Consider the following 20,602-nt stretch of genomic DNA (forward strand, 5'->3'; position numbering starts at 1 on the left):
CACGGGTAACACAGGAGTAACTGGCGCAGCCGGAACGACAGGTAGCGTAGGTGTGACCGGAGCTACTGGAGAGACGGGGGTGACCGGGGTTGCAGGTACGGATGGTGCCACGGGGGCTACTGGGATAACCGGAATGACTGGATTTATGGGGACAACTGGAGTAACCGGTGAAACAGGGACAACAGGAACAACAGGTGTTACTGGAGAAACGGGGTTAACTGGGGCCACCGGAACGACTGGTGTGACGGGACTCATAGGAGTTACTGGGATTACTGGTCCTACCGGCTCAACAGGAGATACAGGAACGACGGGTCCAACAGGTGTAATAGGAGTTACTGGCGTAACAGGGACGACTGGAGCGACAGGTCTAACCGGTCTCACGGGTGTGACCGGAGCCATTGGAGCGACTGGGGAAACGGGACCTGCTGGGATAAATGGAATGACAGGTTCAACCGGCACGACAGGTATTACTGGAATTACTGGTGCCACTGGAGAAACGGGCATAACAGGGGACATAGGTTCAACTGGTGTCACGGGTCCCACTGGTGCTACTGGAGTAACTGGATCTACGGGAGATACAGGAACCATAGGAATGACAGGTGCAACTGGACTTACTGGTATCACGGGGATTACCGGAGTTACGGGCATAACAGGTATGACCGGTCTAACGGGAGTCACCGGTGCGACTGGCTTAACTGGCGTTACGGGTATAACTGGTGTGACCGGTGCAACCGGATTAACTGGAGAAACAGGAACCACGGGCATCACAGGGGAGACGGGTGTAACAGGTGTTACAGGTCCGACTGGGGTAACCGGATTAACTGGAAGTACTGGCATAACTGGTACGACAGGATTCACCGGGACTACGGGTATAACCGGCGAAACAGGCACGACGGGTGTGACAGGGCCAACAGGGGCAACTGGCGAAACAGGAATTTCGGGATTAACAGGTGTCACAGGAATCACAGGAGCAACGGGTAGCATGGGAGTTACTGGCGAGACAGGAACTACAGGCATAACTGGCGTTACGGGAACTACAGGTGCGACAGGAACCACTGGAGAAACTGGAATTACTGGAGAAACAGGTAGCACTGGCATCACGGGTGCGATAGGTGTTACAGGTGCAACAGGTGCAACGGGTATTACAGGACAGATAGGGATAACCGGTGTCACAGGTACCACCGGTGTGACGGGGCCAATAGGTGCAACTGGCGCAACGGGAATCACAGGAGCTACGGGTGTAACAGGGAATACAGGTATCACAGGTGCAACTGGAGGAACTGGTATTACAGGAGAGACAGGGCTTACGGGAGTCACAGGTTCAACTGGTGTTACCGGACCCACTGGAGAAACGGGATTTACTGGGGCTACCGGATCTACCGGATCTACCGGCACGACCGGCATAACGGGAGTAACAGGGGTAACTGGAAATACTGGATTTACAGGTGCAACAGGTGTCACGGGTATTTCAGGTGAGACAGGGATAACTGGAGTCACAGGTACGACGGGTGTGACGGGGCCAACAGGTGCAACTGGGGAAACAGGAATTACTGGAGCAACAGGTAGCACCGGCATCACGGGTACGACGGGTGGGATTGGGTCAACCGGTGCAACAGGCGCCACGGGTATCACAGGTTCGACTGGGGTAACTGGTACCACTGGAGAGACGGGATTTACGGGAGTCACAGGGGTAACTGGTGTGACCGGACCCACTGGATCTACTGGAGAAACGGGATCTACCGGCACGACTGGTATCACGGGAGCAACAGGTGCCACTGGCACGACTGGCGAACAGGGCACGACCGGCATAACCGGTGCAGCGGGTATTACAGGAGAGACAGGGATAACCGGAGTCACAGGTCCAACTGGTGTGACCGGACCCACTGGATCTACTGGAGAAACGGGATCTACCGGCACGACTGGTATCACGGGAGCAACAGGTGCCACTGGCACGACTGGCGAACAGGGCACGACCGGCATAACCGGTGCCACGGGTATTACAGGAGAGACAGGGATAATCGGGGTCACAGGTACAACGGGTGTGACGGGGCCAACAGGTGCAACTGGCGAAACAGGAATTACTGGATTTACGGGTGTCACAGGCTTAACGGGAATCACAGGAGCAACGGGAGCAACAGGTGGCACGGGAGTTACTGGCGAGACAGGAACTACTGGAGAAACTGGATTTACGGGAGCAACAGGTGGCACGGGCGTCACCGGCATCACGGGTGCGACGGGTGTGACTGGGGTAACTGGTATCACTGGAGAGACGGGATTTACGGGAGCAACAGGTGCCACTGGCACGACAGGCGAACAGGGCACGACAGGCATAACTGGTGCCACGGGTATTACAGGAGAGACAGGGATAACCGGTGTCACAGGTACGACGGGTGTGACGGGGCCGACAGGTGCGACCGGCGAAACAGGAATTACTGGATTTACGGGTGTCACTGGCGTAACAGGAATCACAGGAGTTACCGGATCTACCGGCATCACGGGTGCGACAGGTGTGACCGGGTCAACTGGTGCCACAGGTATTACAGGAGAGACAGGGATAACCGGTGTCACAGGCACGACGGGTGTGACGGGGCCAACAGGTGCGACCGGCGAAACAGGAATTACTGGATTTACGGGTGTCACTGGCGTAACTGGAATCACAGGAGTTACCGGATCTACCGGCATCACGGGTGCGACAGGTGTGACCGGGTCAACTGGTGCCACAGGTATTACAGGAGAGACAGGGATAACTGGGGTCACAGGCACGACGGGTGTGACGGGGCCAACAGGTGCAACTGGCGAAACAGGATTTACAGGTGTCACAGGTATCACAGGTACCACGGGAGTTACCGGCGAAACAGGAACTACAGGCATAACTGGGGTCACAGGTCCAATTGGTGTTACAGGACCCACTGGATCTACTGGAGAAACGGGATCGACTGGGTCAACCGGATCTACCGGCATCACGGGTGCGACGGGATTGACTGGAGCAACAGGTGCCACTGGCACAACAGGCATAACTGGTGCCATGGGTATCACAGGTGAGACTGGGGTAACTGGTATTACTGGAGAGACGGGGGTTACGGGAGTTACAGGTACCACAGGATCTACCGGACCCACCGGATCTACTGGAGCAACTGGCATAACCGGCACGACTGGATTAACTGGTGTTACGGGTGCAACAGGTGCGACCGGAGCTACGGGAATAACTGGCACTACAGGAGCAACAGGAATCACAGGGGCTACAGGAGCCACTGGGCCAACCGGGCCTAACTTTGCTACAGAAGGGTTTTCAGCCTTCTTGGCTACACTTTCTACAGCAACGAGCACACAATTAACCAACTGGACGACAACAAGTCCTTATTATGGTAACGCCAACTTCAACGCAACGACAGGAAATTATACGGTACCAGTGACAGGCAGATATTCCATTGTGGCCACGATCAATTATGCAACGACCGCAGCGATCGCCTTATCACTGGGCGCTGGGGTTAACCCAGCCTTTCTTGTCCAGAGAACATCACCTACGGTAACTACGCTTGTTAGTGGTTTGTTGCCCATCTTAAACGTAGCCGTTACATTGCTTACTCTACGGGCAGTCTTGGGGAGCAGTTCTGTTACTTTGGCGGTAGAAGTGGCATTGAATGCTGGAGATGTAATTGGATTGTTCTATGCCGCTAACGGGCTAACGATTACGTTGAACCTGGGTAGCGGCGCAACAAATGGTATTTTTTGGTCTGTACATGAGATCACCTAATAACTTTCCAACGGATTGTGCCTATGGACAAATTCGTAAACTTGTAATAAGTTAGTTTGAAGATATTCGAAATATCTTTTGGAAAGTGGACTAAGAAGTGAGGTGGATTTCATGATTCCTATTCTGGGACGAATTAACGAATTAAGTCGAAAACAACGTAGCGTTGGTTTGACCAAAGAAGAACAAAGCGAGCAGCACGAGCTTAGAAAACAATATTTGCAGGCTATTCGAGGTCAGGTACTGACAACCATGCTGGCAGTATCCGTTGTGGACCCACTGGGTCATGATGTGACCCCTGAGAAATTAACCAATGAAAAATTGCAGCGCCGTGAACAGGCCGGCCAATAGCATTCCTTTAATAAGACAGACCAAGGTACATCTTGGTCTGTCTTTTTTTGTTTTTTGCGAACCTTGAGTCTAAAGGAAGCACACCAAAGAGGAAGGTACCGTCCTGTTAGGTAATTCGTGCGGATTTACAAGCATGTTAGTTATTTTTAGTTTTGATGACAATAAAGCTTCCGTCAACTTCAATTCATCTTCGATAACCCCTATAATAACGCTAATATATTTCAAGAATACAAGGGAAAAGAATCATTTTTCGTGTATTAACTAACAACAAACTGACATCAAAATGATTGAAAAAGACTATTTCATATATGTATCTCGAAAGGGTTGATGAATCATGAGCCTGGAAGCTTTGAATGAGCGTGTGAAAAATGATCTGGATTATTTGTCATTTGGCGGTACGAATTGGGTGCGTCCAAGAGAACATGCAGAGGGTCATGTCTATGATGTTGTCATTGTGGGCGGGGGTCAGAGTGGATTAGGGGCGGCATTTGGACTTCTTCGAGAACGGATCTCCAATATTGTCATCATTGACGAGAATCCATCAGGGTTTGAAGGACCTTGGGAGACTTATGCGCGTATGGTAACTTTGCGTACTCCCAAGCATCTGATTTCCATCGATCTGGGTATCCCCTCGTTAACCTTTCGTTCATGGTGGGAAGCACAGGTTGGACGCGAAGGTTGGGAAGAGGTAGACAAGATCCCGCGTGGAGAATGGATGAATTATTTGCGCTGGTATCGGGAAGTGCTGAATCTGCCTGTGCTTAATGAGGTGAAATTGACACTTGTTGAGCCGATAGAGAACGGAATACATCGACTTCATGTGAATAAAGCAGGAACTCAGATGGATGTCATACTTGCTCGTAAAGTCGTGTTTGCTACGGGGATACAAGGTGGCGGAGAGTGGCATGTGCCATCCATGATTGCGGATAGATTACCTCGGGAGCTGTATGCCCATACGTCTGAAGCGATTAATTTTGATCGGTTAAAAGGTAAAAGGGTTGCTGTGCTTGGTGGCGGCGCTTCTGCTTTTGATAATGCGAGCTATGCTCTTGCCACGGGTGTGGCGGAAGCTCATGTATTTGTAAGGCGGGAACAGCTGCCTAGTGTTAATCCCATTCGTCAGATGGAGCAATCCGGGATGATCGAGCGATACCATGCTCTTCCGGTTGCCGATAAATATGAAGTGATCTCTCATTTCTTCAAATTCAATCAACCACCTACCAACGATACGTTTAATCGCGCGGCAGCCTGGCCTGGATTCGAACTTCATTTGAACTCGCCTTGGCTGAATGTCGAAGCGACGGAGCAGGGTGCGGTTGTGCATACGGCACAAGGAGCATATACGTTTGATTTTCTAATTATTAGCACAGGTCTGCTAAGTGATCCGGCGCTTCGTCCTGAACTGAGGCTCGTAGAGCCATACATTGCGCGCTGGAAAGACCGTTATGAGGCTCCGTCAGAGCATCGCAATGAATTACTGGATGCACATCCTTACTTGAGTTCGGGGTTTGCGATGACTAGCAGGAGTGAACAAGGTGAGAAGCAGTTACATGGACTGTTTATATTCAATTACTCTGCACTTGCCAGCTGTGGTTTGTCGGCATCGGCCATATCGGGGACCAAGAGTGCCGTGCCGAAACTGGTCTCTGCCATAGCGGATCAATTGTTCCTCGATGATCGGGAGGTTATTTTGCAACAATTCTATGCTTATGAAGAACAGGAATTTACGGCTACATGGGTGAAAACGGGTGCACTCGCTGAGTAAACGCACCTCCATAAGATAGCGAACGTGTGGCATCTGATGCTGCACGTTTTTTGGTTTTTCACATGATGAAGGTTACACTTGCCTTTAAATTGTTGTAAAATGTCGGTTGGAACATGTTAAAGGCAGGGATAATAGATGAATGAAATAAAAATGAACTATGAACAGTTTAGAGCCCATTTGAAAAAAGCGTCGCGCAAACGGAATGTACCTTTGATTAAAATAGTTGCATTTCAAGAGAAATACATGAAGATTGAAGAAGTGCAATTTTACGATGTGGAACAAAATCATATGAGTGTTCAGGCCTGCAATACGTTGTGGTTGCATCTGGAGAATAAATCTTTCCGTAATATGGTGTCCCAACATTTGCAGTTCTATAGAGATATGAAGAACCTGGGTCGGCATTCCTTTGAGAATCTGATCAAAGAACTATATGATACGTCTGTTCCTGTGCTGCTCGATTACAATCCCGCTGATTATTACACCTCGGGACAGCTCGCTGAGATTCTGGTCATGGACGAGGAGAAGCTGATTGAACAATTAGAGATGGGACGCTTCAAGGGGGCGTTTATTAATGAGGATGGCAAATGGCTTAAACCCAAACCGGATGCCATGCTTGTAGAGTCTTGAACATCATGAGATTCCCATGCACAGCAAAATCCTGCAAACGCCGCGCATAAAGCGCTGGAGGCTGCAGGATTTTTGATGGAGATACGAAAAAACATCGTTCGATCATTAGAATTAGATACTCAAGTGTCGCGACGTACCGTGAATCCGTCTTTGCAACGATTAGGATTGCCAGGGATGGAGACCATCCTCCGCCCTTGAATCATAATTCCCTTTTGACAGGTACGAAAAGCAGGAGACTTTCCGTTCAGGCGACATTTGTTGAAGGTTACAGGGGTAAGCCGCGCCATGGAGGCGATAGAGCTTCCAACAGTGGGAGCTTCAACAATCCATTCCGCAGAGGATTGCGGACCTGAATAACACTGAATGGTGCGGAAGGTCCAGCCTAACGTTAGATTAGAGAGCGTAATGCACCAGGTTTTGGGCGTTAATTTGGCGATGACTGCTCGAATGTGATGGCCAGGGGAAACGGGATGTGGAATAATGGTTTCTGCGTTAGGCAGGATCTCCCACCAGGCATAATAGCTAGCCTTGCCTTGAAACCAGTCATGACCTGTTCCGGTCTGAATCAGACTGCTATTTTTGAAGCCATCAATCCCAATCCATGCGGATGAATACGAGTTACCTTTGCTAGGTAGAACACAGGGAACTGTCCATTCTGCTGAGATGCGGCGGTATTGGTGTAGTGTTCCTGTACAAGCATAACCGCTCCAGTTGGATGAGACCCATCCAAAACGCGAAGAGGAATCTTTCTTTTTCTGATGCAGGGAACAGGGTTTTCGCCGTTTGTGTGGACGATCTGTCATCAGGTCACCACCTTCTATAAAATCGGGACTAGATTATCAGATGCGTGTTTGAGGATTGGGGAAATGGACAACTGGACAAGAAAATGAGTCGAACGATGCAACTTTTTGAAGGTTTTTAAATTATTTTGAATGAAAATGGTTGTTTTTTGAGGAGATTATGATACTATAGAAGCAGTTGGAGGAATGAAGATGCTGACTGAAGAACGATATGCTGCAATTATAGAGCGCTTACATGCACAGGGGATTGTGAAATTGCAGGAGCTTGTTGATGTGTTAGGTGCTTCTGAATCAACGATTAGGCGTGACTTGATTGATCTGGAGAGTCGTCAGATGCTCAAACGCATCCATGGCGGTGCCGCACTGGTGAACGAAAAAACGCTTGAACCGGGCATGGAAGAAAAAACGTTCAAAAACATTCAACAAAAAACAGCGATTGCTCGCTTGGCTGCAATGGAGATCGCAAATGGCGAATGCGTATATCTGGATGCAGGAACGACAACATTAGCCATGATTCCCTTCATTGAAGCGAAGGACGTAACGGTGGTTACCAACGGACTTTCACATGTTGAAGCTTTGGTAAGCAAGCGTATTCGCAGTTACTTGCTTGGAGGTATGATGAAAATTCATACGAAAGCGGTCATTGGCAGTATCGCATTACAGAACATGGATAACTTCCGTTTTGATAAATGTTTTCTTGGAAGCAACGGCGTTGACCCTGAAATGGGGTATACAACACCCGATCCGGAGGAAGCCTTGATTAAAAGGCGTGCACATCAATTGTCGGGAAAATCTTATGTGCTGGCTGATTCCAGCAAAATAGGGGAAATTACTTTTGCCAAATTGTTTGATTTGGAGGAGGCTGATTTGATTACCGAGCAGATGCCAGAACATTGGCGGCCTGGAATCGCCCAGAAAACTAAAATAATTGAGGGATAACGATGATATATACAATAACACTTAACCCGTCCATTGATTACATCGTGGAAGTTGATGAGCTGAAGCTTGGTGGATTGAATCGAATGAATCGGGATTTGAAGCTGCCTGGAGGCAAAGGCATTAATGTCTCTCGCATACTGAATCAACTTGGAGCAGATAACACGGCCATTGGTTTCCTTGGTGGATTCACAGGGCGTTTCATTAATGACAAGTTGCAAGAAGATCACATCCGGACAGACTTTGTCACAATTGCAGACGATACGCGTATTAACATCAAGTTGAAGCACGGAGAAGAGACAGAGATTAATGGTCTTGGACCTGCAATAAGCGGAGAAGAAGCAGAGCAACTGCTTCACAAATTGTCTTCCTTGGAAAAAGGAGATATTGTCATTCTCTCCGGAAGCGTACCACCTGCTCTTGGAACGGATTTTTATGATCGTCTCATTAAAGTCTGCAAGCAAACGGGTGCGGAATTCGTGATTGATACAACTGGCCCTGCGTTAATGGAAGCTCTTGAACATGCACCATTGCTGGTGAAGCCAAATCATCATGAACTAGCCGAACTGTTCGGTGTAACCATTGACACTCGCGAGGAACTGGTTTTATACGGGCGCAAGTTGCTTGAAGCCGGAGCCAAACATGTATTGATCTCCATGGCAGGCGAGGGTGCACTATTCATTACCAAAGCAGAAGTCCATCATGCGAGTGTACCAAAAGGTACTGTGAAAAACTCGGTGGGTGCTGGTGACTCCATGATTGGTGGATTTGTAGGTACCTATGTACAGAGCGGCGATCTGCTGGAAGCTTTCCGCACAGGGGTTGCATCTGGAAGCGCGACTGCTTTCTCGGATGATCTAGCAACACGTGAATTGATTGATGAATTACGCAATCAAGTAACTATTACGACGATCTAGTCTAACGGAAATATAAAAGTTTCTTATTTGTAATTGTAATGTATTGAGGCCTGCCCATCGCAGGCCGATAGAACCTAAGGGAGTGTACCAAGATGAGAATAACAGACTTGATGATCCAGGAAACGATGATCATGGACCTGCAAGCCACAACGAAAGATGAGGCTATTGATGAACTGATTGCAAGCCTGAACCGAAGCGGACGTATTAATGATCCGGTCCTGTTCAAGGAAATGATCTATAAAAGAGAAGCTGAATCCAGCACGGGGATCGGTGGCGGAATTGCGATGCCACACGCCAAAACAACAGCAGTGAATGAACCAACGGTTGTATTTGCCAAGAGTAGACAAGGCCTTGATTTTGAAGCGTTGGATGATCAGCCAGCTCATGTGTTCTTCATGATTGCCGCTCCAGAAGGCGCAGGGAATACCCATCTGCGTACGCTTGCAGCTCTTTCCAGGTTGTTGATTGATAGCGATTTCATCTCACAGTTGATGAGTACAGATACACCTGCCGAAGTCAGTGCATTGTTTGATGCCAAACAGGCGGAAGCAGCAGAAAAAGAAGCGGCCAAAGAGAAAGCAAAAGCTGAAAAAGCAGCAAATGCCTCATCCGGCTCTACTAGTGGTCAGCCACAGAATACCTCTGGTGTGATCGTGGGTAACGCAAACTCGGAAGATTTTGTTGTTGCGGTTACAGCCTGTCCGACAGGTATAGCGCATACGTTCATGGCTGAAGATGCACTTAAAAAGAAAGCTCAGGAAATGGGCATTAACATTCGCGTAGAAACAAACGGCTCCGAAGGAGCACAGAATGTGCTGACGGCTGATGAGATTGCCCGCGCCAAAGGGGTTATCGTTGCCGCAGACAAAAATGTAGAGATGGCACGTTTCGATGGTAAACCGGTATTACAAAGACCGGTGAGCGATGGAATTCGCAAATCCGAAGAGTTGATCCGCAAAGCTGTTAACGGTGATGCACCGATCTATCACAGTCAAGGCGGAGGTACCAAGGAAGAGGGAGCAAGCACTGGCAAGATCAGTGTAGGTAGCAAAATCTATAAAGATCTGATGAATGGTATCTCTCATATGCTGCCGTTTGTTGTAGGTGGCGGTATCCTTCTCGCAATCTCATTCTTGTTCGAGCAGATTGCTAGTCCTGATAATCCAATTGTGCAACTGCTTCAAACGATCGGTGGCGGAACAGGTGCATTCCACTTCCTAATTCCGGTCCTTGCCGGATTTATCGCGATGAGTATTGGTGATCGTCCAGCCCTGATGCCTGGTATGGTCGGTGGATTGATGGCGGTTAACTCGAACGCAGGTTTCCTTGGTGGTCTGGCTGCCGGTTTCCTGGCGGGTTATGTAGTCATTGGTCTTCGTAAGGCATTGAAAGGTTTGCCAAAAGCAATTGATGGTTTGAAACCAATCTTGCTGTATCCGGTATTCGGTTTGCTGATCGTAGGTGCAATCAGCTTCTACGTCTTCGATCCAATCTTTGGTTCCCTGAACACATGGCTTGTAGATGCACTAGGTAATCTGGGAACAGGAAATAAAGTATTGCTTGGGCTGTTGCTTGGTGGCATGATGGCGATCGATATGGGCGGACCGTTCAACAAAGCGGCATATACGTTCGCGATTGGGGTATTCACATCCAGTGGTAACACAGACGGTGCATGGATGGCGGCGGTTATGGCAGGTGGTATGGCGCCTCCTCTGGCAATTGCCCTGGCAACGACGTTCTTCAAATCCAAATTTACGGAGCAAGAACGCAAATCGGGCTTGACCAACTATGTTCTTGGATTGTCTTTCATTACGGAAGGTGCAATTCCATTTGCAGCAGCTGATCCACTTCGTGTATTGACATCATGCATCATTGGTTCTGCTGTTGCGGGCGGACTGACACAATTGTGGAGTATTAATGTACCCGCTCCGCACGGCGGCATCTTTGTTGCTGCACTGGCGAACCACGCAATATTGTTCCTGCTTGCCGTTGCCATTGGTGCAGTGATCTCCGGTCTGATTCTGGGCTTGTGGAAGAAATCACCAACGCTTGTGAAGTAAGGAATATTAGAAACATCTCCTGGGTGGATTTCACCTGGGGGATGTTTTTTTTTTTGTTTCAACTTTTTCATCAGACAACGGAAATTTGCCTCTGAATTTGTGTTTGTGTAAAATGCTTATTTAGCATTCATATGAATATATGGTAAAATAAAAATATATAATGAAACAGTGTTTCAACTAATGAAACTTATGCAGGAGGAATTTGAATGTCTGATGTAATCAAGAGTCAGGTGCAGAAGCAGTTTGCGAAAAATGCAGGAAAATACGTGACGAGTACGGGACATGCCAAAGGTGAAGATCTCGAGTTGCTCGTGTCTTCATCTCAAGCTACTCCAGATATGAACGTGTTGGATATCGCCACTGGAGGAGGACATGTCGCCAATGCTTTGGCTCCTCTTGTTCAGCGGGTGACTGCCCTGGATTTAACGAAGGAGATGCTGCAGGCAGCTGAACAGTTTATCCTGGGGAATGGACACGATAATGTAGATTTTGTAGCCGGGGATGCGGAGAAGCTACCATTCGATGATGATGTCTTTGACCTTGTGACCTGCCGAATCGCGGCTCACCATTTCCCGGACGTTTCTTCGTTTGTTCACGAGGCGTTGCGAGTCATGAAGCCTGGTGGAAGGTTGTTATTGATTGACAACGTGGCACCTGAACGTGATGAGAATGACCAGTTTTACAATGAAGTAGAGAAGTGCCGAGATGCAAGCCATGTTCGAGCATGGCGCAAGACGGAATGGATTCATATGCTGGAGTATGCGGGCTTCCGAATGGAAGCGATGGTTTCTTTCCAGAAGCGCTTTAAATTTGAAGAGTGGTGTAATCGTGCAGCACTGCCGGAACAGGAGAGGGGTGTACTTGAAGCAAGCATGTTAAGCGCACCGTCCATCATCAGGAAATTTTTTGATTTTGAAGTGACAACGAACGGGAAGCTCGACAGCTTCCAAGGAGAAAGTGTATATATTCAAGCGACTAAGCCGACTCATGTCTGATTCAATAGAGCAGACCATTAAGTTGGCAGGTTTTGAACGACTAAAAGGGCGGATATTAATCAACAAAAACAAGCAGAGTACCTTGAACAGGTAGATCTGCTTGTTTTTTTGGCATATTTATAATCATCAAAGCGACGGTTCAGGGTTTTAGTATAACCTTGGTACATTCGTCTTCATGATCGTTGAAAATACGATACGCATCGCTTGCATTCTCCAGTGGAATTCGATGGGAGATGATCTCGGTTGGATCAAATTCACCAGCTGTGATTTTACGGAATAACTCAGGCATGTAATGTATAACAGGGGCTTGTCCCATTTTGAGATTGATATTACGTTCAAACAGATTGCCTAATGGAAACATGTTGTAGGAAGAACCATATACACCTGTAAGTTGAAGTGTACCGAATTTGCGAATGGCCTTCATGCCAATCTCGATGGCACTCAGGGAACCGCCATGCAATTTCAGCTTCTGTCCAATTTCCTCCAGCGTGCTTTTTTTGCCATCCATACCTACACAGTCGATGACAACGTCGGTTCCACCTTGTGTAATCTCGCGAATGTGTTCACCCATATCATCGTAATCTTCAAAATTAAAAATCTCTGCATCGTTCAAACGTTTGGCTTTCTCCAGTCGATAGGGCAGGCGATCTACAGCAATAACGCGTTTGGCACCTTTCATCCAGGCGAACTTTTGCGTCATCAGTCCAATGGGGCCACTACCGAGTACGGTAACTGTATCTCCCGGTTTAACTCCCGCATTCTCGACACTCCAGTAAGCGGTTGGAAGAACATCGGACAGGAACAATAAGGCCTCATCTTCCAATTCACAGGATTCCGGGATCACAAACGGTGTGAAGTTCCCATAGGGAACACGCAATAACTCTGCCTGACCTCCAGGGTGGTTGCCGTAGCGCTCAGTAAATCCAAAATAACCGCCTGTATGAATATCCGGATTGCCATTGGAATTATCGCACTGACTCTCCATGTCATGATTGCAATAGAAACATTCGCCACAAGCGATATTAAAAGGCAGGACCACACGGTCCCCCTTCTTCACACGTGTTACTTCCGGACCGACTTCTTCTACAATGCCCATCGGTTCATGACCGATAACATAATCTTTGGCAGCGGGCAGGGCTCCCTGATAAATGTGCAGATCGGATCCACATATGGCTGTGGAAGTAATACGAACGATAATGTCATCCTTCTGTTGCAGTGTGGGATCTTCAACCTCTTTGACTTGAATGTCCTTCATTCCCTGAAACGTAACGGCTCTCATCTTCATATTCCTCCTTGTATAGTGGGATTCTCTGACAATTACCCCTTTTCAGCTCAAATGATAGAGAAGATACTAAATTAAACCACAGGCCATTTTATTTTTCGCAGCGCATCGAGCAACTCAGGGGGCGCATTCAGATTGTCGCGGACCAGATCCCGCGGGGTTAACGCCATCCATTGATTCAGGGACACATCCTCAAATCGATCACTTCGGAATATTTCCAAAAACCATAAAGTGTCTGTACCGGTATTCTGTATATAGTGTCCCATTGCGACAGGAACATATCCGACATCTCCAGCCCGATAATCAAATGTTCGAGCAATGCCATTGCCTCCAAAGACGGTCATTCTTCCTTGTCCTGTCAGATAATATTGCCATTCATCTGCATTAGGATGCCAGTGCAGTTCACGCATGGCGCCAGGACGGATCTCAACAAGTGCAGCTGCAACAGTAGTAGAGATGGGAAAGTTGGTGGAGTCTACAATACGGACGCTTCCGCCAGGTGTAATGAGTGGTTCCTGCGCCAGCAATCGATGTTTGAAAGTGAGCGGAACGGTACCGTATGGCGACTGAACTTCCTGGCTCTCGATGGAGCCCGGGACAGTATCTTGGAAAATGTACACCTGTTCCTTCGGCATCGACTGAAAAGCAGATTCGGGCACGCCGAAATTGACAGACAATACTTCCGGTGGTGTATGGGCAAACCAGTCGGATATGGATAACGTATTCAGATCGGAGAAGGACCCGTCATCAAACACGAGTAGAAATTCACAACCATCCTCCAGTCCTTGAATGGAATGGGGGAGACCCTTTGGGAAAAACCAGAGATCGCCCGGCCCAACATCTGCAATAAAATTACGTCCGTTCTGATCCACCGAGGTGATTCTCGCTGTTCCCCAGATCATATAGGCCCATTCGGATTGCTGGTGCCAATGGAGTTCTCGTACACCGCCGGGTGTCAGGCTCATGTTCACACCAGCCAGTGTCGTGGCAACAGGAAGATCCCGTACGGTAATTTCACGTGACCACCCCCCATGGTTCAATTGCATATGGGTATCGGAAAAAGACATTCTCAGATTGGGCAATAACCCGTTATCGGTAGCTGGAGGTACCAGCATATCGGGGTTTTGTATATCTCTCATGACATCTCTGGGTCCCAGATCAGGTCCTCCAGCGCCATCACTGCGAATGGGTTGCGGGATGAGAAGAGGTTTATCATTTGGTTGCTGTCCTTTGGTCATTGAGTGATCCCTCCAGATTCAGTGGCATGTCACACGCGACATGGTATCGTTATGTCTACACCTATGAATCAGGGCCTGGATAATATGAGGGACAAACGACAAAAAAGACGTGACCGCATGCAGTCACATCTTCTGGTTATCGAATCAGATGAAGGCAGAATTCCAGATCGGATTGAAGATGCCCGTTCATTAGGCGCTCAGCGTGTTTTTGTTATATTTCGTCCTCCTGGTACATCACGATTAGGATGGGGTGGAGGCAGGTTTTTCACGCTGCGTTGTACGAAAACGCTGCTCGTAGATTTCGTGTACACGATGGAGAACGGCAGGACCTTGCTCGGTAAAACGAAGCGCTGTCGCTTTATTTTTCACCAAGAAAGTACCGGATTCATGTCTGGTGGGTGATAAAGCCGCACTGTAGAGCAATGAAGCGCCATGACTCGGATGGGGAAAGAACCATTTCATAATGGGTTTGATATAGAAGGGCAGACCGGATGTTTTGTTGCCCCGTAGCGTATTATTTCCACCGGGATCTACGCTTAGCAGTTGTATGCCATCTCCCTTGGCAGATTTGGCAACCTCGCGTGTCCACAGAGATAAGCCGAGCTTAGAAATGGCGTAGGGACCAAACAGCTTTTTGAATTCAGCTGGACGTTCCAGGATGTTTAGATCAAATTGTTTGACCATTTTGAACGCGGTGGTGGAAGTATTAATGACGGTCTTCATCTGTCCTTTGAGCAATAGCTCAGCCAATTCCATGTAAATGATATAAGGGATTACCGTCTGAAGTTCGAAGTGTAGTTCATGCCCCTGATCAGAGAAACGAAGCTCGGAGGCGCTCCCCCCGGCATTGTTAAACAAGACATCAATCGAATCGGTATCAGATTTGATCTGATCCAGTGCAGTTCTCAGGCTATCGTAGTTGGTCAGATTGGCCTGAACCCAACGCAGCTTGCCTGAACGTAAGGCGTTCTGAATATCGGTATCCTCGGCTGGGAAAGCTGACCGGTTGAGACCGATTACCTGCCATCCTTCATCCAATAACTTGCGTGTCAGTTCAAGACCAATTCCTGACGTTGAGCCTGTGATGAGAGCGGTGTGAAGCTGATTTTGGTTATTCATGTATACCTCCAGAAGAATGGGATTACAGAGCGAATCTGTATGCTGCGCTCATTCTATAACTTGGAGTCGACTCCAAGTCAAGAGGGGCTCGAATGGATCATGCTTGACTTGGAGTCAACTCCAAGTTGTAATATGGAGAGAAATGAATGTGGAGGAGGCCCATATGTTGAGCGACCATGTCATGTTCTCCATCAAAGAAACGTCAGAGCAGGCCGGATTATCGGAAGATACCATTCGTTATTATGAGAAGATCGGGCTGATTCCCCGGGCTGAACGCAAGCCTAATCGCCATCGGGTGTACCGCTCGGAGGACATCCATACGATGAAGTTGATCACTTGCCTCAAAAAAACAGGAATGTCTCTGGAGGAAATGAAGCCCTATTTGCATATGTCCATAGACTCGGATCTCGCAGATTTCCCGGAGGAGCGGGAAAGGCTGGTGAATTATCGAAGCAAAGTTGAAGCACAGATTGCTTCGCTACAGCAGGTCGTTGATTTTATCGATGAGAAGTTGGATAAACGAAGTATGTTTCCTGATGAGTGCCCTATTACCGGGGAAAACCAGATGTCTGTTTTTGAGAAAAAGAACATATTCGTTTGACGGACAATTGATATTGAAAAGAGGAAATCTGCCTTGACTCTACAACAATTAAAATATGTAATTGAAGTGGCCACACGCGGCTCGATGAATGAAGCAGCCAAACGCCTGTTTATCTCGCAACCCAGCCTGTCGAATGCCATTCGGGATCTGGAGCAGGAGTTACGAATCACCATTTTTGAACGTACCAATAAGGGGATATCTCTGTCCAAAGAGGGCGTTGAATTTCTAAGTTACGCACGTCAGGTGGTAGAACAGGCTGAACTGTTGGAGAATCGGTATCTGAACGCCAAGCCATCTCCGCAGCATTTCTCCGTATCGACACAACATTATGCGTTTGCGGTGAATGCCTTTGTTCGTCTGGTACAGCAATATGGTCAGGATGAATATGAGTTGGCGCTTCGGGAGACAAAGACCTACGAGATTATTCAGGATGTGAAAAGCCTGCGTAGTGAGATTGGCATCCTGTATTTGAATGAATTCAATGCCAAAGTGATTAACAAATTGTTAAAAGATGCAGGTCTGGTCTTCACAAGCTTGTTCACAGCCAAGCCCCATATCTTTATCAGTGTGAAGAACCCGCTTGCGAAGCAGGATTCGGTTGCGATTGAGCAGCTGCAAGATTATCCGTATCTGTCATTTGACCAGGGAGAGTACAATTCCTTTCATTTTTCCGAAGAAATCCTGAGTACGTTATCTCACCCCAAGAGCATACAGGTCAACGACCGCGCAACATTATTTAACCTGTTGATTGGTTTGAATGGTTATACGATCTCTACCGGTGTGCTTAGCGCTGATCTGAACGGAAACGAGATTATTCCTGTACCGCTGGAATGTGAGGAAACCATTAATGTGGGCTGGATAAGTCATAAGAGTACTTCTCTCTCTAATCTGGGCGTGGAATATGTCCGAGCTTTGCATGAGGCTATAGGGTCTTAATGATGTTGGGAGGTTCGTCAAAAATCCGTTTCCGTACAATCGGGAGCGGTTTTTTTTGTTCTGTTGCGATCACTCAAGTAGAGGGTGGTATGTTGTCATCCCGTGTAATAGAATGAAGGTATATGTCGAATAGGTGTGAGAGCACGAAGGGAGAACGGTTAGTGAGAGTTCTGTATCGAAATAAAAGTGAACAGCATGAGCTGACGGTATATGATACCAAAAAGCTATATGGAGAGAAGGGGCGATTTCGTGTATTGGAGTTCTCCAATGCAGCTGTGCAGGGCGCAATGGATCTGGATGAGCCTGCCCGGATGGTCTTGGAGTATCCAAGAGCGATGGTACATCTAATGGAACTGAATCATCCTGAATTTGAGAAGGTATTTGTGGTCGGACACGGTATTGGCACATTGCCAACCTACTTGTCTGATTGTCAGGTAAAGGTGGCTGAGCTGGACGCAGAGGTCGCTGAGCTGAGCCGAACTTTTTTTGGATATGAAGGAAGTCCTGTACTCATTGGGGATGGTCGTGAATTATTAGGGCAGGAGCCTTCAGGGATATATGATTATATTATTGTTGATGCGTTTACGGCAACGGGTACACCCGAGCATTTGATATCCAGTGATTTTTTTGCCTTGGTCAAGGACAAGCTGGACAAGAAAGGTGCTGTGCTCCTTAATGTGTTCGGTCATGTTGGCGATGACCGGCTTGTGAGTGCGATCTATGCGACACTTCAGGCACACTTTGCTTATACACGTGCATTTGCATTGCCCACAGAAACAGCGGATGAATTTCAAAATCGTATTTTAATGGGCAGTCATCATGCGATCGAATTTCAGATTCCCCACATGGCGGGGTTTGTTGAGCAGGAGCCGGAAGAAGGATATATCATCGTTGATCCAGACTGAACCTGAACAGTGATTCTTCCAGGGAAAGTAAATGTCATTAAATCGTCAATCTTACGATGTAATTGTTAAGATTTCTCAAACTCTTTATTTGATCTTAACAACTTTCGTATAAGATAGAGGGAATATGCTTTTTCATGAAAATCCGGGGGAAGTAAATAATGATTGCACAGATCAAAAGATCCAAATTACGAAGAAAAATAAAAAACATCAAGAAAATCAGTCTTACAGCTTTACTCGGTGGGCTGGTCACCATATCCGTCTTAATGACATTGACCCTCATGGTCATCTCATCTTATACATCTCAGAAACAGTCACTCATTGATAACACCCTAACGCTAAACTATGCAAGCGCTGTGCAAATGAGCCAAACCCTGGATTCGCTTTTTAATTCCATGCAGGAGAGCTTGAAATTTGCAGCCCAATATTTCCCTGATATGGATCAAACCAATGCTAAAGAATTGAATTCCACATTGGATTTGGTTCGCAATAGCAGTAATTTTTTTAATTCCGTTGCTTTGGTAGATAAAGCAGGAGTAGTCAGGTCTACCTCACCTTACTCGCAGGCTAGCGTAGGTAACCATGTTAGTTCAGATGCAGCAAAAGAAGCGATTAAATCGAGAGCTTCCTATATCTCCGAAGCGTACCAGACACCCCGAACCAAACGCAGAATTGTATTTGTCAGTGAACCGATCTTTGATTCGGCAGGTGCGTACCAAGGAACGATTGGTGGAAATATCTTTTTGCAGGAAGATAATATTTTGAGTCTGTCTTTTGGCAGTCAGCTCAAGACAAGCAATGGTTCCTACTTTTTTATTGTGGATAAGAAGGGCACGTTGTTATTTCACCCAAACACCAACCGCATTGGGGAAAATGTCAGTAAAAATGAAGTGGTACAGAAGCTGCTCATAAATGAGAACGGTAAAGAACAATACAAGAACCTTGCAGGTGTGGATTCACTTGCCGGTTATTACAAAGTTCCGTCAACAGACTGGGGCGTCGTCATCGTGTCTCCAACCCAAACGGTGTACGATCAATTGAATCATCATATCCGTATGTTGTTACTGTATACTTCTGTGCCTTTCCTGATTCTGACTCTAATTGTACTTCGGGTGGCACGTAAGCTGGCCAGTCCGTTTGTGTTGCTCGCTGATTTGGTGAATCAGGTCGATAAGGGACAAGTGGATCTGCCGGTGATGAAGCCTCATTGGAACAGGGAGGCGGACCTTCTTACACGTACCGTTGTTGGCGCGTTGGCGAACTTTAGGAAGCAGAAGAACCAGCTTGTCTATGATGCCAGAACAGATGTTTTAACAGGTATGAACAATCGCAGAACCTTCGAAGAAGTCATTCAGGAATGGATTCAGGATGAAGCACCATTCTCCATAATTGTTCTGGATATTGACCGCTTCAAGTCCATTAATGATACATTCGGGCATCATGCTGGGGATGAAGTGCTGAAACACATTGCCAATATCATTCAATTGTCTGTTCGCACGGAAGATGTCTGTGCTCGTTTTGGTGGAGAGGAATTTGTAGTCTTATTAAGGAATTCCGAGTCTAACGTGGCTTTTGAGATTGCTGAACGTATCCGAATAACGGTCGAAGAAAGCATATTGCCTATTGATCGTTCCGTAACCATCTCAGCTGGTATTGCTGAATATCCGAAGCACTCCACAACATCCACAGAACTGTTTCACTTGGCCGATAATGCATTGTATCAAGCGAAGGAAGAGGGGCGTAATCGTACGGTTACGATCCAGACGGTTATCAAATAAACAAAAGAAGCTGCTCCCTAAGAACAAGGGACAGCTTCTTTTGTTTTCTATACCTCTTGTGAGGATCTGGCCAGCACCTCATTGGTATACGTTTCTCCCCAATCTCGCATGCTGAAGATAATTGGTCGTAGCGTTTCACCAAATGCTGTGAGCGAGTACTCCACTTTTGGTGGGATTTGGGGGTAGATTTCACGATGAACAATTCCGCTGCTTTCCAACTCTCGAAGTTGTAGGGTGAGCATACGCTGGGTGATGTCAGGAAACAATTTGCGAAGCTCATTGAATCTCAGAGGACCAGAGAATAAGTGATACAAAATGGCACCTTTCCATTTGCCTCCAATCACACTAAGAGTAACTTCCACGGAACAGCCGTATGGCGTTGGACATGGCTTGGTTGCATCTTTTTTCATTATTAGTGCACCTCCACTTTACGGTGATAATCTATGGTATCCATTTGGGTGATTACATTACATATCGTACGTATAGTTCATGAAAGAGCATATCACTTATTATGCAGATTATAAACCCTAATCCTAGGCGCAGG

At 47.3% G+C, this 20,602-nt stretch carries 17 protein-coding genes; 12 read left to right on the forward strand and 5 right to left on the reverse strand.

Translation table 11 applies throughout. The features are described from left to right. The first annotated feature begins 133 nt into the window (after positions 1 to 133). The 4 genes from NLBNIHML_RS27230 to NLBNIHML_RS27245 all read left to right on the forward strand — a co-directional run bounded on the left by NLBNIHML_RS27230 (position 134) and on the right by NLBNIHML_RS27245 (position 6,494). Positions 134 to 3,754: a beta strand repeat-containing protein gene (locus tag NLBNIHML_RS27230; protein ID WP_494354769.1), complete on the forward strand. Its 3,621-nt coding sequence runs from the start codon at positions 134 to 136 to the stop codon at positions 3,752 to 3,754. 111 nt (positions 3,755 to 3,865) lie between these two features. Further along, a complete protein-coding gene (locus NLBNIHML_RS27235) occupies positions 3,866 to 4,102 on the forward strand; it encodes a DUF896 domain-containing protein (protein ID WP_339241052.1) in 237 nt (78 codons plus the stop codon). Between the two features lie 334 nt (positions 4,103 to 4,436). Continuing rightward, entirely contained in the window at positions 4,437 to 5,867 is a 1,431-nt protein-coding gene (locus tag NLBNIHML_RS27240; RefSeq protein ID WP_494353232.1) for an NAD(P)-binding domain-containing protein, read from the forward strand. Between the two features lie 135 nt (positions 5,868 to 6,002). Then, a complete protein-coding gene (locus NLBNIHML_RS27245; protein WP_339241055.1) occupies positions 6,003 to 6,494 on the forward strand; it encodes a hypothetical protein in 492 nt (163 codons plus the stop codon). A 119-nt stretch (positions 6,495 to 6,613) separates the two neighbouring features. Here NLBNIHML_RS27245 and NLBNIHML_RS27250 read toward each other — a convergent pair whose 3' ends face one another. After that, positions 6,614 to 7,297: a G1 family glutamic endopeptidase gene (locus NLBNIHML_RS27250; RefSeq protein WP_494353233.1), complete on the reverse strand. Its 684-nt coding sequence runs from the start codon at positions 7,295 to 7,297 to the stop codon at positions 6,614 to 6,616. 189 nt (positions 7,298 to 7,486) lie between these two features. On the opposite strand from NLBNIHML_RS27250, the gene NLBNIHML_RS27255 reads away from it, so the two are divergent. From NLBNIHML_RS27255 to NLBNIHML_RS27270, 4 genes are all read left to right on the forward strand, one after another. Then, positions 7,487 to 8,233: a DeoR/GlpR family DNA-binding transcription regulator gene (locus NLBNIHML_RS27255; protein ID WP_494353234.1), complete on the forward strand. Its 747-nt coding sequence runs from the start codon at positions 7,487 to 7,489 to the stop codon at positions 8,231 to 8,233. Between the two features lie 2 nt (positions 8,234 to 8,235). Next, positions 8,236 to 9,147, forward strand: a complete 912-nt coding sequence (gene pfkB / locus NLBNIHML_RS27260; RefSeq protein ID WP_494353235.1) for a 1-phosphofructokinase — start codon at positions 8,236 to 8,238, stop codon at positions 9,145 to 9,147. Between the two features lie 92 nt (positions 9,148 to 9,239). Then, on the forward strand, positions 9,240 to 11,207 hold the full coding sequence (locus NLBNIHML_RS27265) for a PTS fructose transporter subunit IIABC (RefSeq protein ID WP_494353236.1): 1,968 nt from the start codon (positions 9,240 to 9,242) through the stop codon (positions 11,205 to 11,207). A gap of 206 nt (positions 11,208 to 11,413) precedes the next feature. Then, positions 11,414 to 12,202 (forward strand): class I SAM-dependent methyltransferase, encoded by a 789-nt coding sequence (locus NLBNIHML_RS27270; protein WP_472478898.1) that lies wholly within the window; start codon positions 11,414 to 11,416, stop codon positions 12,200 to 12,202. 139 nt (positions 12,203 to 12,341) lie between these two features. Here the strand turns inward: NLBNIHML_RS27270 and NLBNIHML_RS27275 are convergent, their stop codons facing one another. The 3 genes from NLBNIHML_RS27275 to NLBNIHML_RS27285 all read right to left on the reverse strand — a co-directional run bounded on the left by NLBNIHML_RS27275 (position 12,342) and on the right by NLBNIHML_RS27285 (position 15,841). Next, entirely contained in the window at positions 12,342 to 13,481 is a 1,140-nt protein-coding gene (locus tag NLBNIHML_RS27275; protein WP_339241074.1) for a zinc-dependent alcohol dehydrogenase, read from the reverse strand. A gap of 77 nt (positions 13,482 to 13,558) precedes the next feature. Continuing rightward, positions 13,559 to 14,722, reverse strand: a complete 1,164-nt coding sequence (locus NLBNIHML_RS27280; RefSeq protein ID WP_494353237.1) for an oxalate decarboxylase family bicupin — start codon at positions 14,720 to 14,722, stop codon at positions 13,559 to 13,561. Positions 14,723 to 14,962: 240 nt separating this feature from the next. Beyond that, positions 14,963 to 15,841, reverse strand: coding sequence for an SDR family NAD(P)-dependent oxidoreductase (locus NLBNIHML_RS27285; protein ID WP_494353238.1), 879 nt, complete (start codon positions 15,839 to 15,841; stop codon positions 14,963 to 14,965). Positions 15,842 to 16,004: 163 nt separating this feature from the next. On the opposite strand from NLBNIHML_RS27285, the gene NLBNIHML_RS27290 reads away from it, so the two are divergent. From NLBNIHML_RS27290 to NLBNIHML_RS27305, 4 genes are all read left to right on the forward strand, one after another. Continuing rightward, a complete protein-coding gene (locus NLBNIHML_RS27290; RefSeq protein ID WP_339303152.1) occupies positions 16,005 to 16,442 on the forward strand; it encodes a MerR family transcriptional regulator in 438 nt (145 codons plus the stop codon). A 33-nt stretch (positions 16,443 to 16,475) separates the two neighbouring features. Next, positions 16,476 to 17,378 (forward strand): LysR family transcriptional regulator, encoded by a 903-nt coding sequence (locus tag NLBNIHML_RS27295; RefSeq protein ID WP_339241083.1) that lies wholly within the window; start codon positions 16,476 to 16,478, stop codon positions 17,376 to 17,378. Between the two features lie 161 nt (positions 17,379 to 17,539). Further along, the gene (locus NLBNIHML_RS27300) at positions 17,540 to 18,283 is read left to right on the forward strand and encodes a spermidine synthase (protein ID WP_494353239.1); all 744 of its coding nucleotides are present in this window, start codon (positions 17,540 to 17,542) and stop codon (positions 18,281 to 18,283) included. A 158-nt stretch (positions 18,284 to 18,441) separates the two neighbouring features. Further along, positions 18,442 to 20,058: a sensor domain-containing diguanylate cyclase gene (locus tag NLBNIHML_RS27305; RefSeq protein WP_339241085.1), complete on the forward strand. Its 1,617-nt coding sequence runs from the start codon at positions 18,442 to 18,444 to the stop codon at positions 20,056 to 20,058. Between the two features lie 47 nt (positions 20,059 to 20,105). Here the strand turns inward: NLBNIHML_RS27305 and NLBNIHML_RS27310 are convergent, their stop codons facing one another. Then, a complete protein-coding gene (locus tag NLBNIHML_RS27310; protein WP_339241087.1) occupies positions 20,106 to 20,468 on the reverse strand; it encodes a winged helix-turn-helix transcriptional regulator in 363 nt (120 codons plus the stop codon). Positions 20,469 to 20,602 lie beyond the last annotated feature (134 nt).

It is taken from the genome of Paenibacillus sp. JNU01 (assembly GCF_059130585.1).